At 64.6% G+C, this 14789-nt stretch carries 13 protein-coding genes and 2 pseudogenes; 12 read left to right on the top strand and 3 right to left on the bottom strand.

Translation table 11 applies throughout. The features are described 5' to 3' along the window. Nucleotides 1–52 precede the first annotated feature (52 nt). The 8 genes and pseudogenes from HMPREF2792_RS01160 to HMPREF2792_RS01125 all read left to right on the top strand — a co-directional run bounded on the left by HMPREF2792_RS01160 (nucleotide 53) and on the right by HMPREF2792_RS01125 (nucleotide 9095). On the top strand, nucleotides 53–808 hold the full coding sequence (locus HMPREF2792_RS01160) for a GntR family transcriptional regulator (protein WP_070530185.1): 756 nt from the start codon (nucleotides 53–55) through the stop codon (nucleotides 806–808). Next, nucleotides 805–2223: an ABC transporter substrate-binding protein gene (locus HMPREF2792_RS01155; protein ID WP_070530182.1), complete on the top strand. Its 1419-nt coding sequence runs from the start codon at nucleotides 805–807 to the stop codon at nucleotides 2221–2223. Before HMPREF2792_RS01160 ends, HMPREF2792_RS01155 begins: the two co-directional genes overlap by 4 nt. Beyond that, on the top strand, nucleotides 2220–3125 hold the full coding sequence (locus HMPREF2792_RS01150) for an ABC transporter permease (RefSeq protein WP_070530180.1): 906 nt from the start codon (nucleotides 2220–2222) through the stop codon (nucleotides 3123–3125). The genes HMPREF2792_RS01155 and HMPREF2792_RS01150 overlap by 4 nt, the downstream gene beginning before the upstream one ends. Continuing rightward, nucleotides 3122–3880: an ABC transporter permease gene (locus HMPREF2792_RS01145; RefSeq protein ID WP_070519554.1), complete on the top strand. Its 759-nt coding sequence runs from the start codon at nucleotides 3122–3124 to the stop codon at nucleotides 3878–3880. Before HMPREF2792_RS01150 ends, HMPREF2792_RS01145 begins: the two co-directional genes overlap by 4 nt. Beyond that, nucleotides 3864–5084, top strand: coding sequence for an ATP-binding cassette domain-containing protein (locus HMPREF2792_RS01140; RefSeq protein ID WP_070519551.1), 1221 nt, complete (start codon nucleotides 3864–3866; stop codon nucleotides 5082–5084). The genes HMPREF2792_RS01145 and HMPREF2792_RS01140 overlap by 17 nt, the downstream gene beginning before the upstream one ends. Then, nucleotides 5056–6693, top strand: coding sequence for an FUSC family protein (locus HMPREF2792_RS01135; protein ID WP_070519549.1), 1638 nt, complete (start codon nucleotides 5056–5058; stop codon nucleotides 6691–6693). The genes HMPREF2792_RS01140 and HMPREF2792_RS01135 overlap by 29 nt, the downstream gene beginning before the upstream one ends. A gap of 300 nt (nucleotides 6694–6993) precedes the next feature. Next, a pseudogene (locus tag HMPREF2792_RS01130) lies at nucleotides 6994–8714 on the top strand (BCCT family transporter). Further along, nucleotides 8715–9095, top strand: a complete 381-nt coding sequence (locus HMPREF2792_RS01125) for a cell division FtsX domain-containing protein (protein WP_070519547.1) — start codon at nucleotides 8715–8717, stop codon at nucleotides 9093–9095. Here HMPREF2792_RS01125 and HMPREF2792_RS01120 read toward each other — a convergent pair. Next, nucleotides 9092–9739, bottom strand: a complete 648-nt coding sequence (locus tag HMPREF2792_RS01120) for a response regulator (RefSeq protein WP_070519545.1) — start codon at nucleotides 9737–9739, stop codon at nucleotides 9092–9094. The genes HMPREF2792_RS01125 and HMPREF2792_RS01120 overlap by 4 nt on opposite strands. Next, a complete protein-coding gene (locus HMPREF2792_RS01115; RefSeq protein WP_232748419.1) occupies nucleotides 9739–10908 on the bottom strand; it encodes a sensor histidine kinase in 1170 nt (389 codons plus the stop codon). The genes HMPREF2792_RS01120 and HMPREF2792_RS01115 overlap by 1 nt, the downstream gene beginning before the upstream one ends. An 88-nt stretch (nucleotides 10909–10996) precedes the next feature. On the opposite strand from HMPREF2792_RS01115, the gene HMPREF2792_RS01110 reads away from it, so the two are divergent. From HMPREF2792_RS01110 to HMPREF2792_RS01100, 3 genes are read left to right on the top strand one after another with little or no spacing between them, the layout of a single operon-like run. After that, nucleotides 10997–11785 (top strand): PrsW family glutamic-type intramembrane protease, encoded by a 789-nt coding sequence (locus HMPREF2792_RS01110; RefSeq protein ID WP_083299215.1) that lies wholly within the window; start codon nucleotides 10997–10999, stop codon nucleotides 11783–11785. Beyond that, nucleotides 11782–12204, top strand: a complete 423-nt coding sequence (locus tag HMPREF2792_RS01105) for a hypothetical protein (RefSeq protein WP_070519541.1) — start codon at nucleotides 11782–11784, stop codon at nucleotides 12202–12204. The genes HMPREF2792_RS01110 and HMPREF2792_RS01105 overlap by 4 nt, the downstream gene beginning before the upstream one ends. Next, on the top strand, nucleotides 12201–12971 hold the full coding sequence (locus HMPREF2792_RS01100; RefSeq protein WP_070530176.1) for a PrsW family glutamic-type intramembrane protease: 771 nt from the start codon (nucleotides 12201–12203) through the stop codon (nucleotides 12969–12971). Before HMPREF2792_RS01105 ends, HMPREF2792_RS01100 begins: the two co-directional genes overlap by 4 nt. Here HMPREF2792_RS01100 and HMPREF2792_RS01095 read toward each other — a convergent pair. Next, a complete protein-coding gene (locus HMPREF2792_RS01095; protein WP_070519537.1) occupies nucleotides 12907–14274 on the bottom strand; it encodes a M20 metallopeptidase family protein in 1368 nt (455 codons plus the stop codon). The two genes, HMPREF2792_RS01100 and HMPREF2792_RS01095, sit on opposite strands and share 65 nt — an antisense overlap. A gap of 324 nt (nucleotides 14275–14598) precedes the next feature. Here HMPREF2792_RS01095 and HMPREF2792_RS01090 point away from each other — a divergent pair. Then, nucleotides 14599–14789, top strand: a pseudogene (locus tag HMPREF2792_RS01090) (HNH endonuclease); the annotation flags it as partial.

The raw sequence follows: 14789 nt of genomic DNA, 5'->3' as shown, positions 1-14789 counted from the left end.
CTTCAACACATCACTACCCATCACAGCGTTTTCTACATAGAGGAGCATCACCGTGGCCCTTCGCGGTACACAGCAACACAGTATTATCGCTGACTATCTGCGCAATCTCATCCGCAGCAAGAAGCTTTCTCCCGGTGATTTCCTGCCCAGCGAGGCCGAGCTGTGCGAGCATTTCTCCTCGTCCCGCGGTCCCGTGCGCCAGGCCGTCGCGGCGCTGCGCTCGGAGGGCCTCATCTCCTCCGGCCGCGGCCGCCGCTCCGTCGTCCTCGGCCGTTTCACCTCGGAGTCCTTCGACTCCATCTACTCCGTAACGCACTGGCTGCGCGAGCGCGGATTCGAGCCCGGCGCCTCCACCCTGTGGCTGGGCCGCTGTCCCGCTACCGAAAGGGAGGCCGAGTTCCTGCGGGTAGAGCCCGGCTCCCCGGTTATCTTTGTGCACCGCGTGCGCAGCGCCAATGGCATGCCGATCGCCATCGAGCGCATGTTCTTCCCTGTCGACGTGGGCAGCCACATCCTCAACTTCGATGCCGATAATGAGTCCATCCACGATCACCTGCGCAAGCAAGGCGTGGAATTCGACAACGTCAACCGCGAGCTCTCGCTGGCTTCCGCCAGTGAGGAGGATGCGCGCTCCCTCAACGTCGAGCCCGCCACCCCGCTGTGGCGCCTGCACCTCGACATCTCGGATCACTCCGGGCATCCCGTCGAGTGCACCGAAATCCTGTACCTCGGGGACCGGCTCACACTTGGCATGACGAGCGTGCGGGGCACCACCTCCCCGCTCGAGGTCAAGCTGTCCGAAGGATGAAGGCCTGGTTAGGTGCGCTGGGGGTGGTGCTGGGGGCGTCGCTCAGCGCCTGCTCCGCCGGTTCCACGGCGCTTGTTGATTCTGATTCCTCCGCGCTGACGCTGGCCACGACGACGCCCGCGACGTCCCTGGATTTCACCACCGTCGGCGGCGCCGCCATCCCGGCCGCGCTCATGAGCAACGTCTACGAAACCCTGGTGCGCATCTCGCCTGAGGGAGAGATTGTGCCCGGCCTCGCCGAATCCTGGGAGGTGGACTCCACGCGCTACACCTTCCACCTGCGCGAGGCCTCCTTCTCCAACGGCGAGGCCTTCACCGCGCACACCGCCGCGTGGTCCATCAACGCTGTGAAAACGGAATGGACCAACGGGCTCAAGAAGCAGATGGACGTGGTGGAATCCGCCACGGCGGTGGATGATCACACGCTCGTCGTCGAGCTATCCCGTCCCTCCGCCGGCTGGTTGTGGTCCATGGGCACCGTCATCGGCGCCATGCGCACGCCCACCGAAGCTGTGGGCACCGGCCCCTTCGCCGTCGCCGGCTTCTCCCCCAACGAGTACATCGCACTGCGCGCCCGCCCGGACTACTGGGGAACCCCGGCGAAGGAAGACATCACCATCCGCTACTTCCCGGATTCCCTCACCGCGGTCAACGCCCTGCGCTCCAGCGGGGTCGACGCCGTGTGGGGCGTGCAGAACCCCGAGCTGCTCGACACCCTCGATGACTCCATCGAAACAGCAGTCGGCACCACGAACGGCGAGGTGCTGCTGTCCATGAATAACCAGGCAGCGCCTTTCGACGACCCCCGCGTGCGCCGCGCCGTGGCTTATGGAATCGACCGCCAGGCCGCCAACGACATCCTCTGGGAGGGCCGCGCGAAAGACACCGGCGGCGCTCCGGTGCCGCCGACCGACCCGTGGTTTAGCGCCAAGGACTACTACCCTTACGACCCCACGCGCGCCCGCGCGCTGATGGAGGAGGCCGGGGCCGTGGGCACGCCGCTCACGCTCACCGTGCCCAGCCTGCCCTATACGCAAACGCTCTCTGAGTTCCTCTACTCGCAACTGACGGAGATGGGATTCGAGGTCACGCTGGAAACCGCGGAGTTTCCCGCCGTGTGGCTGAGCCAAGTCATGGGGGCCAAGGACTATCAGATGTCGCTCGTCGCGCACGTCGAGCCGCGCGATATCCCTACCATCTTTGGCAACCCGGACTATTACATCGGCTATGATTCGCCGCAGACCCGCACGTTGTTGAAGCAGGATGACATGAAAGGGGCGGTCGACCAGATCATGGAAGATATGCCCGCCCTGACCTTGATGAATATGCCCAATATCGTGCTCTACCGCGAGGGCCTGACCGGCCTGCAACCCAACCAGATCACCGATGCCATCGAGTTGCGAGGAGTGCGATGAGATTCCTGCGCTTCCTCGGCACCATGTGGGCCGCCTCCATCATCATCTTCCTGCTCATGCGGGCAGTGCCCGGCAACCCGGCGCGCGTGGCCTTGGGCGTCAACGCCACTGATGAATCCGTGGCGGAGCTGACCCACGCCATGGGCCTGGACCGCCCGCTTCTCGTGCAATACCTGGAGTGGATGAAAGGGCTGTTGACCGGAAACTTCGGCGTCTCGCTGTCCTCGCAGCAGGACATCACCCCGCTCGTGGTTGACCGCGCGCAGGTCACGCTGTTGCTCATCGGGCTGGCCATCGCCCTCGCACTAGCCGGGGCTATCCCCATGGGCATCCTGCTGGCCCGCTTTAGGCTCCCCGTGCTCAACGCCGCCACGCAGCTGGGCATCGCGGTGCCCAGCTTCCTGGTCGGTATTCTGCTCGTCGCCGTGTTCTCCGTGCACCTGGGTTGGCTGCCGGCCAACGGCTGGCAGCTACCGCGCGAGGGCCTCAGCCACCTTGTCCTGCCGGTTATCTCGCTGGCACTGGTGCAGGGCGCGATGCTCACCCGCTACGTGCGCGCCACCCTCCGCGAGGAGATGGACAAGGACTACATCCGCACCGCCCGCTCCCTGGGTGAATCCCGCACCGGGGCGCTCATCCGCCACGGCCTGCGCAACGCCGCCCTGCCGGTGCTCACCGTCACCGGCGTGCAGCTGAGCACCCTGGTGGTGGGCGCGGTGGTCATCGAGAACGTCTTCGTCATCCCCGGCTTGGGCTCGCTGCTTCTCGACGCCGTCTCCACCCGCGACCTCACCACCGTCCAGACCCTCATCATGGTCTTCGTGACCTTCACCCTGACCGTCAACCTGCTCACGGACCTGGCCTACCGGGTCATCGACCCGCGGCTGAAGGAGGCGCGATGAAACCCGGCTATATCCTGGTGGGCCTGACCATCCTGCTTGCGCTGGTCTCCCTGGTGTGGACGCCCTATGACCCCAACCTCATCTCCCCCGACCGCCTGGCCGGCCCCAGCCTGGAGCACCTCATGGGCACCGACCGCTTCGGGCGCGATACCTTCTCCCGCATCCTCGCCGGCGCCCAGATCACCGTGCTGGTGGGCGTCGTGGCGGTGGCCATCGCCGCACTCATCGGCGTACCGCTCGGCATCGTCGCCGGGATGCGCGGCGGCGGTTTCATCATGGCGGCCACCGACCTGCTGCTCGCCTTCCCGGCGCTGTTGCTGGCCATCGTCGCCGGCGCGGTGTGGGGCTCCTCGACGCTCACGGCCACCATCGCCATCGGCATCGCCGGCATCCCCTCCTTCATCCGGGTCACGCGCTCCGGCACGCTGCAAATCATGACGCAGGACTATATCGCGGCCGCGCGCATCTCGCGCGTGCCGCCGGCGCTCATCGCGTGGCGCCACGTACTGCCCAACCTCGGCGGCATCGTGGCCATCCAGGCTTCCGTCTACTTTGCGCTGGCCGTCCTCGCCGAAGCCGGTCTCTCCTACCTCGGCCTGGGCACTGCCCCGCCGACCGCCTCGTGGGGCCGCATGCTTCACGACGCCCAGCCCCTCCTGGCCACCCACCCCCTCCAGGCGCTGTGGCCCGGGCTGGCCATCGCCGGCACCGTCCTCGGATTCAACCTGCTAGGAAGCCATGCTGACCGTCACTGATCTGCGCGTGGGCCCTGTCGGCCCCATCTCCTTTTCCATCGCACCCGGCGAGCGCGTCGGTCTCATCGGCGATTCCGGCAGCGGCAAGTCCCTCACCGCCCTAGCCATCATGGGGCTGTTGCCCGACCACCTGCAGGCCACCGGCTCCATCCACTTCAACGGCCAGGAGCTGCTAGGCATGCGCGACCGCGACCTGCGCAAGCTGCCGCTGGCCATGGTCTTCCAAGAGCCCATGACCGCGCTCGACCCGCTGATGAAGGTGCCCGGCTTCAACCGCTTCCCGCACCAGCTCTCCGGCGGACAGCGCCAGCGCGCGCTCATCGAGATGGCCATGGCCCGTCGCCCCAAGCTGCTCATCTGCGATGAGCCCACCACCGCCCTGGATCCCTTCACTCAGGAAGAGATCCTCTCCACCATCGTGGATGCCGCGGACAGCGAAGACACAGCGCTGCTGTTTATTAGTCATGACCGGGACGTCGTCAAGCGCGTGTGCGACCGCGTCGTGCGCATCGGTGAGCTCACCGCTCCCGACCTCACCCCGCCGCCCATGCCCACTCTGGGCAAGCCCGTCATCGAGCTCAAGAACGTGACCAAGACCTACCGCGGGGTGACCGCGCTGGACGACGTCTCCCTCACCGTCCGCGAGGGCGAGCGCCTCGGCATCGTCGGCGGTTCCGGCTCCGGCAAATCCACGCTGCTCAAGCTGCTCACGGGGCTGACGGAACCCACCTCCGGAACGGTGACGGTGAAGAAGCGCGTGCACATGGTCTTCCAAGACCCTAAGGGCTCGCTCAACCCGCGCATGCCTATCTGGAAGATCGTGGCCGAGGGCGGCGGGACGCGCGAAGAAGCCGAGGCGGTGCTGCGGGAGGTCGGCATCGAGGGCTTCGAGCGCTATCCCCGGGACTTCTCCGGCGGGCAGCGCCAACGCATCTCGCTGGCGCGCGCCGTGGTGGGCAAGCCGGAGATTCTGCTGGCGGACGAGGCCGTCTCGGCGCTGGACGCCACTTCGCGGGCCCAGGTCCTCGAGCTTCTACAGCGCGTGACGAAGGACATGACGCTGGTGTTCGTCTCCCACGACATCGATGTCGTGCGTCACTTATGCCCCACGGTGGCGGTGCTACAGGATGGCCGGCTCGTGGATCGCGGCGAAACGAGTAAGGTGTTCTCCCGATATGGAACACCCACTGCCGCAACGTCCTAATGCACTTCAGCTTTTTACCGCCTTTAACACCTCCGCGCGCCGCTGGCCCGGTGCCCTGCGCGCGGCGTTGGCGATCATCATCCCCGGCGGGATCGCTGTAGCGACGGGCCACCCGGATGCGGTGCTGCTCATTTCCGCCGGCGCCTTCTCCGTCATCTACGGCGAGGGGCACCCCTACCGCACGCGGCGCCGCGTGATCCTCACCGCTGGCGGGCTGCTCACGCTGGCGGCTACGGCCGGTTCCCTCGTCGGCGTGCACGGCCTGGCACTGTCCGCGGTGTTTACGGTGGCTCTAGCAACCATCGGCGCGTTCGTGCAGAATGCGCTGCGGCTGCCGCCGCCGGGTTCCTTCTTCATCGTGATGGTGGCCGGTGGCTCCACAATGCTGCGCGGGGTTTCACCGTGGGAGGTGGCCGCGTGGAGCCTGGCCGGCGTGTTGGCCAGCTACGTGCTGGGCATGCTGCCGCGTTTCCGGGATCCGCATGGCCCGGAGACCCGCGCGGTGGCCGCGTTGGAAAAGGCCGCCGATGCCTTCGTGAACTCCGATAGCGATTTCCTGGCTCGCCACCACCAGGCGCAGTCCGCGATTTCCACGGCGTGGCAAGCGCTTGCCGACGCCGGCGTGATCCGCGGCCGCCGCATCCGCCGCCCCGCCCAGGCGGACTTGGTGCACCGCGCACTAGCGGCACAACAACGCATCGTGGCGCACCACAAGCAGGTGGGCGGCAACTCGGATCAGCTCTCTGATTCCCCCACCTACGTCGATCCTGACCGCACCGCCATCCCGCACACCAAGCCGACGATGCGCTACCGCTTCTACCGCGCCGCGGTGGGCAATTCCCACGCGGTGGTGACGGCTGAGAAGATCGCGCTTGGTGGCCTGGCGACCGCGTTCATTGGCATGGCGCTGGGGCTTAACCGCCCAGACTGGGGCGCGGTGTCGGTGCTCCTGCTCTTGCAGTGGGGGCCGGACCGGGTACCGGGAACGATTCGTGGAGTACAGCGCATGCTGGGTTCGGTTCTGGGCGTGTGTGTCTTCGCGCTCATTGCGTCGTTCAGCCCGCACGGTTGGGGGCTGGTGCTCGCGTTGGCCTTCTGCCAGTTCTGCGCGGAGATTCTGGTGGTGAAGAACTACGCGCTATGCGTTATCTTCTCCACCCCGCTGGCACTGCTGATGGGCAATTCCTCGGAGCATTTGGCCCACACCATCGGCTCGCGCATGGCGGAGATTGGGCTCTCCGTGGTCGTGGCGATGCTCTTCCTGTGGCTGTGGAAGCCGCGGGCCCAGATGACCAACCACTACCGCCTGCAAACGCGTTGCTTCGAGGCGATGGCAGCCTTGCTCGGTTCCCTGCTTATCAAGACCCCGGAGGAAGCGCTGGCGCAGCGCCGCGACTTGCACTACGAGCTACTCTCGGAGCGGCGCAGCATCCAGTCGCTGGCCACCAACCACTCCGATATCAGCCAGTTCTGGCAGCGCCACACGGCTCTGCAAACCGCCGGTTACTTCCTCCTCGACTTCTGCGTGGTCAACCCGCTCTCACAGCCCAGCCGCGCGGAGCTGGACACACTCATTGAGAAGATCACCGCAGCGGAAATGCGTCAATGACCTCATAGTGCGCACCCGCCGCGGAGTACTCGCGGGCGCACAGAAGAGGCGGATTATTTCACCGTGAACAGCAGGTTCGGATCGAGGACGTGTTCCTCCACGAGCTCAAAGAGGGCAAAGGCTTCCTCCAGCTCACGGACATTCTCATCAAAATTAGGCAGCGGCATGGCATTCCAATCGACGCAGAAATAAGTGCCTTCATCCTAGCTCACATCGCTGTCATTTCGCGCACCTGCGATAATTGTTGACGTGAACACTCGAAAATCTACCGGTCCACCCGTTGGCATCTATCCCCACAACATGCACCCGGGCTTGGTTCCCGGAATCGGTGTGGAAGACCAACGCAATGCTTTCACGCTGGACAAGGTCACCTTCTTCAGCACGGCTACGTTCGTCGTAGCCTTCATCATCTGGGGCATCACCTCACCGGAGTCCGTCTCCGCCGCCTCCTCCGCGGCCTTTTCCTGGGCCGCATCAAGCTCGGCACGGATGACGAGGAACCCGAGTTCGGCTGGTTCAGCTGGGTGGCCATGATGTTCGGTGCCGGCATCGGCGTTGGCATCTTCTTCTACGGTCCTTCGGAGCCGCTGTCGCACTACATCACCCCGCCTCCCCACACTGTCGACGGCAACAGCGTCGAAGCCCTCCACCAAGCAATGGCCCAGGCGCACTACCACTGGGGTGTCTCGCCCTGGGCGGCCTATGCCCTCGTCGGCGGCGCGATCGCCTACTCTTCCTACCGCCGCGGCCGCGTTCCGCTGGTGTCCTCGATTTTCAAGCCCCTGTTTGGCTCCCGCGATACCGATGGGCCGCTGGGCAAGCTTATCGACATCCTCGCACTCGTCGCCACACTCTTCGGCACCGCCGCCACGCTGGGGCTTTCCGCCATCCAGATTGGCCAAGGAGTGTCCATCATCCGCGGCGCAGGTCCGTTGACCAATGCTGTGCTCATCGCGATCATCGCCGTACTGGGGTGCGGGTTCATCATCTCTGCGGTCTCTGGTGTTTCCCGCGGCGTGCGCTACCTGTCCAACTTCAACATCACACTCACGCTCGGCCTGGTCATCTTTGTTTTCTTCACCGGCCCGACCTTGCTTTTGCTCAACCTCGTGCCCTCCGGCATCGTCACCTACATCGACCAGCTTTTGCCCATGATGGCCAAGGGCCTGTCCTGGGGCGATGAAACCATCGAATTCCAGTCCTACTGGACCGCCTTCTACTGGGCGTGGTGGATCGCGTGGACGCCCTTCGTCGGCATGTTCGTCGCCCGCATTTCCCGTGGCCGCACGCTGCGCGAATTCACCGCCGTCACCGTCTTCGCGCCCTCCCTCATCCTCATTTTGGCCTTCACCATCTTCGGCGGCACGGCCATCACCTTCCAGCGCGAGGAACTACCGAACTTTGATGGCTCTGCCTCCGGCGAGCAGGTTCTCTTCGCCATGTTTGACCACCTGCCGCTGAGCAGCATCACACCATTTGTTCTGATCGTGGTGCTGGCGGTCTTCTTCATCACGTCTGCCGATTCCGCATCGGTCATCATGGGAACCATGTCTTCCAAGGGCAATCCCGCGCCGAACAAGTTCATCGTCATCTTCTGGGGACTGTGCATGATGGGCATCGCCATCGTCATGCTGCTCACCGGCGGCGAGGACGTGCTCACCGGCCTGCAGAACCTCACCATCCTCTCGGCGCTCCCATTCTGTCTGGTGCTGCTGTTCATGATGGTGGCCTTCATCAAGGACCTGCGCTCCGACCCGATGTTCATCCGCCGCGCCTACGCGCGCGCCGCGGTGGAAAACGCCGTCGTGCGCGGCATCGAGGAGCACGGCGATGACTTCGAGCTCACCGTCGAGCATGCCGACGAAGGCCGCGGTGCAGGCTCCGACTTCGACTCCTCCGCCCACCGCTACACGGACTGGTACCAGCGCACCGATGAAAAGGGCGAGAACGTAGACTACGACTTCGACACCGATACCTGGGCCGACGGCTACGACCCGAACACTGAGCAGAAGGAGAAGTAAATGGGAATACCGGACGACGTCGTCCTTGAGGGCTATACCCTCATCGAGCAGCACGAAATTGACCACGAGTTCCTCATCAACGGCTCCCCATTCGCTGCGGTAACTCCCCTGCTATTCGCTCTCACCATCGCCGGCATGCTCCTCGTGGCAGCCAGCTTCTTTCTGCGCGGCAGTCGCCGCATCATCGCTGGCCTGCTCGGCGCGGTCCTCACTCTCACAAAGTTGTGGTGGATGCCCATTGCACTTGCCCGCCAGTTCAACGACAGCCAGGTCTTCGGCTACGCGCTGAAGTACTACCCCCAGTACTGGCCGGCGGCGTCCATCATCGTGATCGTCATCGCGCTGCTCGGCCTCGCCTCCGCGTTTATCCGCCGGCGCTAGCGCGCTTCCAACACCGCAATCGCGATGTGCACCCGGTTGGTGCCGCCCAGCTTGTCCAGGATGTGCTTGATGTGGGTCTTCACCGTGGTCACGGAGACGTAGAGCTGCTCGGCGATTTCCTGGTTGTCCAGGCCCTGGGCCACCAGCTGCGCCACCTCGTTCTCGCGCTGGCTTAAGCCCTCCAGCGGGCGGGGCCCAGGCGCCTTTGTCTCTGCCGGCGCGGGCTCGGGGTGCTTGAGCGCCAGCAGATTCTTCAGGGCCTTCGGGCTCAGCAGCTGCTGCCCCGTGGCGGCGGCCCGCACCGCCGAGACCAGGCCCTCCGGCTCGATGGTCTTGAGCAGAAAGCCCATCGCGCCGGCGTGCAGCGCATCCACGATGAACTCATCCGTATCGAAGGCGGTGAGCATGACCACCGGGATATCCGGCGCGCTCGCGCGCAGTTTCCCGGCCGCCTCGATGCCATCCATGACGGGCATGCGGATGTCCATGAAGACGACGTCCGGTTGCAGGTCCAGCACGCGGGCCACGCCATCGCGCCCATTGCTGGCCTCGGCCACCACCTCAATGTCCGGCGCGCCCTCCAGGATGAACCGAATGCCGCGGCGCAGCGCCTGCTCATCATCGACTAATACCACTGAAATCATTACGCGCGTGCCTCCTCAGGGAGTTCGAGGACCCAGGTGAAGGTGGAGGCGTCGTCAAGCACTGTGAAAGTACCTCCGGCCAGCCGGGCGCGTTCCTCCAGCCCCAGCAGGCCGTTGCCGCCACCGGACTCTGGCTGCGCAGCCACTTTCTTGTTCTGCATGGTCACCCGCACCTTATCCTCCTCGTTCTCCACGGTGAGCGTCACCTTCTTCCCCGGCGCGTACTTGCGCGCGTTGGTCAGCCCCTCCTGCACGGCGCGGCCCAGCGTGTGGGCGGCAAGGGTGCTCAGCTTATCGACGTCCCCCTTCTTATAGCGCACCTTCGTCCCCGCCGCGCGGGCGCGCCCGATGTGCTCCTCGATGCTCGCGCGCGGATCCACGCGGTCATCCACGCGCAGCGCCTTGATCACCCCGCGCAGGTCCTCCGCGGCGGCCTTGGCCTCCGATTGGATGGTGTCTGCCGCCTCGGCGACCCGCTCCGGGTCGGCGTCCTTGCGGTAGCTCAAGCCTCCCGCGTACACGGAAATAAGGCTGAGCCGGTGCGAAAGGGAATCGTGGATATCGCGGGCAATGCGGTTGCGTTCCTCCAGGCGGGCGCGCTCCTCGCGCGAGCGCAGCTGATCCTCGTTGAGCTCCGCCAGGCTCACCAGCGTGACCTCGCGCTGGCGGCGCTGCGCGCGCACCGAGCCCGTAATCCAAGCAACGATGAGAAAGAGGCTTCCATAGAACACGTAACCAAAGGGATCGAAGATGTTCATCCGAATGTAAGGCACAGAGATAATGGTCACACACGAGGCCACGAAGACCGCCGTCCCCGCCAGGGACCACCGCAATCGGCCGCGCGAGATGATTGAAATCAACACCACCAGCACTGACAGCGACAGTGGGCGAAACCCGCCTAGTACCAGGACGAGCAGAGCCGCAATCAGCACCACCGGGTGGCCGGGGTACTCCTCGTGGATGTTGCGCTCCCGCCGTGAGTGGTGCAGGGCGAAGGGCAGCAGAATCCACGTGGCGAAGCTAAATAGACCCATCAAGCCCAAAACAAGGGCTTCCTGATCCGTCCCCTCGAAGTTTTCGATATGGGGGATCCATGCCGCCAAATCCGCCACCACGCAGAGGAAAATGAGCAGCACCGTGATCCACAGTGGTCGCGTCTTTCTCGTCATGGTTGCCACGATAGTTCTCCCTGCGTTCCGGAAAATCCTCCCTGCGGAGGATACCGGCACCCCAGCTCCAGTTCATAGCCTAAAGCGCATGAGAAGAACACAGACTTTGTACGAACTGCTCACCGCCGCTGGGCTGGTGTACGTCGCTTATGATTTCTCCCACGGCGCTTTCGTGCCCACAAGTGCGCTCGCCGCGGTGGCCTACGCCGCTGTTGCACTAGGCCTCACGCTGCTGATTCTGCGCAAGCACCCAGGCATTGCGCACGGGGTGGTGTGGGGCATTGCGGTCTCCACTCTCGCCGGCCAGCTCAACGAGAACATGTACCACCTCCTCGTCCGTACGGTCCCGGACTGGCTGGTCATCGCTGGAATCGCCCCACTTAACGAGGAAGTCCTCAAATTCCTCGGCGTCGTCTTCATCTGCACCTGCGTCATCCGGCCCCGTCACTGGGCGGACTACGTCTTCGTCGGCGTGGCCGTGGGCATGGGCTTTAGCGTGACCGAGAACGCCATCTACTACACCAACATGACACTGGAGAACCTCGATTCTGATCTCAAGGGAACGCTTCTGGGGCTCCTTGCCCGATTCATCGCGAACCCGCTCATGCATTCCTTCTTCACCTCAATCGCGGCTTACGGGCTCTCCCGCCGGCAACCGGTGCGCTGGTTGCTCATCGCCATGGCGGTGCACTTCACGGCTAATTTCGGCCCGTCTATCTCTACCGCGTTTGACGACGCCCTATGGCCCATCTTCCCCACCTTCCTCATCCTCATCGGCCTGTGGGTGGCCATGATTGTCAGCATTGTCAAACTCCGCAAAATCCTCCCTGCGGAGGATACCGGCGCAAAACCGCAGCTCGTAGGGTCGAAAGCATGAGAAACACACTGATTTATTCCTGCATCGGCGTCCTCGCCGCAGTACCGCTTGCCGACGCCCTCCTCCCCGACCCCACTCCCGACACCACCCCCGTGCGCGGTATCCCGGGACTGGAGTGCCCGGAGGATCCGTACGCCTCCTCGCAGACCTGGAACTGCGGGAGCGCAACCATCATTTCTGAGGAAGGCAGATCCTCCCGCGAGGTCGAGACGTACCTGCCGCGCCAGCACCGCTCCTTCAACGGGACCAGCGCGCTCACCGACGCCCCCATCACCACCCAGGCTGCCGAGCTCTACCGCATCGAGGACGGCGACGGCATCACGCTGTCTCAGCGGCACAACAACACCATCTCCTTCCTCCACATCTACGGACCGAAGGCACGTGACTTCGCCGACCGTGTGCAGCCGGAGGACGCATGAAGTACCTGTACTACCTGCTGACCCTCGGCGCGCTGGCCGTCACCGCCTTCCACTACGCGGGCGAGCCCTTCCTGCCCGCAAGTGCTCTGGCCGCCGTGGTCTTCGCCGCCGTACTCGTCCCCCTCGCGCTGTTCTTCCTGCGCCGCCGGCCGGGAATTGCACACGGCGTGGTGTGGGGGTTCGCGGTTTCCGGGCTCGCGGTGGAACTCAACACGAACATGTCCCACCTCCTCACCCGCGCGGGCCTGGACTGGCTGGGCGCTGCGGGGTATGCGCCGCTCATCGAGGAGGTGCTGAAGTTCCTCGGCGTGCTGCTTATCTGTACCTTCGTCATCCGGCCCCGCAGTTGGCTCGACTACGTCCTTGTGGGCGTGGCCGTGGGTATCGGCTTCACTGTAGGTGAGGACGCCACCGCCTTCGCGCGCATGACGGCGGATAACCTCGACTCGGATACCGCTGGCGCAATCGGGGCAGGCGTCATCCGCCTGGCCTCCAACCCGCTCTCCCACTCGCTGTTCACTGGTCTTAGTGCCTATGGCCTATCCCAGAAACAGCCGGTGCGCTGGCTCATTATCGCCATCGCGGTGCACGCCACGAAGAACCTCTTCCCGTCGTTAAGCACTGCGCTCGACGACGCCATCTGGCCCCTCCTCGCCGGTATGGTCGTCGTGCTCGCCGAGTGGGTAGCCACCATCTGGGGCACTATTGCGCTGCGGAAGAAGGCGGCTGCGCATCCGCCCCTGTCCCCTGCACCGGCGCACGCATAGCCTTCGTGGCCGGCGAGGGGTGGGCGTCCTCGGCGGCGAGGCGCTCAAAGGCCACCGCCGCCAGGGCTGCGGCTTGGTCTCCCAGAACGGAATCATCGAAACGCACCTGCGGTGAATGGTTCCACTCGCGCATGTGCTCCGGGGTGTGCGGATCCCCCGTGCCGAACCACATGAACGTGCCCGGCACCTGGGCGAGCACCGCGCCGAAGTCCTCTGAGGCCATCATCGGGGTATCCATGGTCAGCACGTTTTCCGCGCCGAACATACCCGCCCACAACGACGCCGCGAACTGGTCCTCGCGCGGTGAGGTCTTGGTGGCCGAGTACAGGACCTCGAAGTCCACCTTCGCGGTACAACGATGGGAAGCCGCCACGGAGCTCGAGACCTCGATGATCATTTGGCGGACTGCGTCGATGTGTTCGTCGCGAAGCACGCGCACCGTCGCGCCCAGCTCCGCCTTGTCCGGGATGACGTTGACCGCGCCATCGCCCGCGCGCAGGTTGGTCACCGTGATGACAATCGGCGAGTTCGCATCGAAACGCCTGGTCAGCGCCACTTGCAGCGCCATCTGGATCTCCGCGAGGGCCGCAACGGGATCGATAGCATCGTGCGGGCGCGAGCCATGCCCACCCTTGCCGTAGACGGTGATCCCCAGATTGGACGACGAGGCCATCATTGGGCCAGCAATATGGTGGAAGGTGCCCTTATCCTGCGGGCCGACGTGCAGACCGTAGGCGGCGATGGGCCGGCGGCCGGCGGCGTCGAGCACGCCCTCATCGATCATCGGCTGCGCGCCGCCCGGACCTTCCTCGCCCGGCTGGAACATGAAGATGACATCGCCCAACAGCTCCTCGCGGTGGCGGCACAGCATCTTCACCGCGCCAATCAGTCCGGCCGTATGCAGGTCATGGCCGCAGGCATGCATGTTGCTATTCGTCGAGGCAAACGGGCTGCCCGTTTGCTCACGCACCGGAAGGGCGTCCATATCCGCGCGCAGCAGCACCGACACGGGGCGCTCGCCGCGCTTGCCGCCGCGCAGCACCGCGACGACCGAGCTGAGGTCACGGCCGAGATGAATCTCCAGCGGTAGGCCTTTAAGGGCTTCGAGCACCTTCTCCTGGGTGCGCGGCAGATGCAGCCCCACCTCCGGGTTCTGGTGCATATCGCGGCGGAAGGCCTGCAACTCCGGAAGCAGCTCCCGGCCTTCCTCCACGAACACGTGGCTGGCCAACCGCTCCCCGAGCTTGGCCGAAACCATCGGAAGCGGTGGCAATTGCTGACGGTGGCGCGGGGCCATCTTCATGGTGTCATCCTTTCCGAGCATGTGCGCCGAGCATACCGGAAACTGCTGTGCTGTCAGGTCGGTTTGGACTCAAGCTGATGGGCTACCCATGCCCGCTATCCCGATAGCGAACCTCCTGCGAGGCTGTGTGAAATGGTCTCAGGAGGCTCTCGTTTCGACCGGCTTTACCGAGAGGAGAAAGGTTGGGCAGCAGCATATGGCGAATTCAATCGGTATGCGAACCAGCCAACTCAATCTAGGGGCTTTTCTCGTACCAGCCCCATTAACCAGGAATTTTGTCCCTCCGGTTGCGGGGCCCACGGTGCTGTTTTAGTCTCTGTGCTCATGGGGGATATTGAAACCTACATCCGCCTTCGCAATTCGGGGATTGCGCTGGTGGAAAACATTCCTGGCGCACCCGATGAGCTCCGCACGCTCGGAGCTTCTGCTTCCGATGCCGCTGAGCTTGCAAACCTTAACCAGGTTTATTTCGGGCCCACCCGATTTAGCGGCAAACAACGCAAAGCCCGCCAAGC

Source organism: Corynebacterium sp. HMSC068H04, assembly GCF_001811255.1.
Lineage (GTDB): Bacteria > Actinomycetota > Actinomycetes > Mycobacteriales > Mycobacteriaceae > Corynebacterium > Corynebacterium hesseae.
Note: the sequence above shows the minus strand (reverse complement) of the source record. Positions and strands in the feature narration are given on the sequence as shown.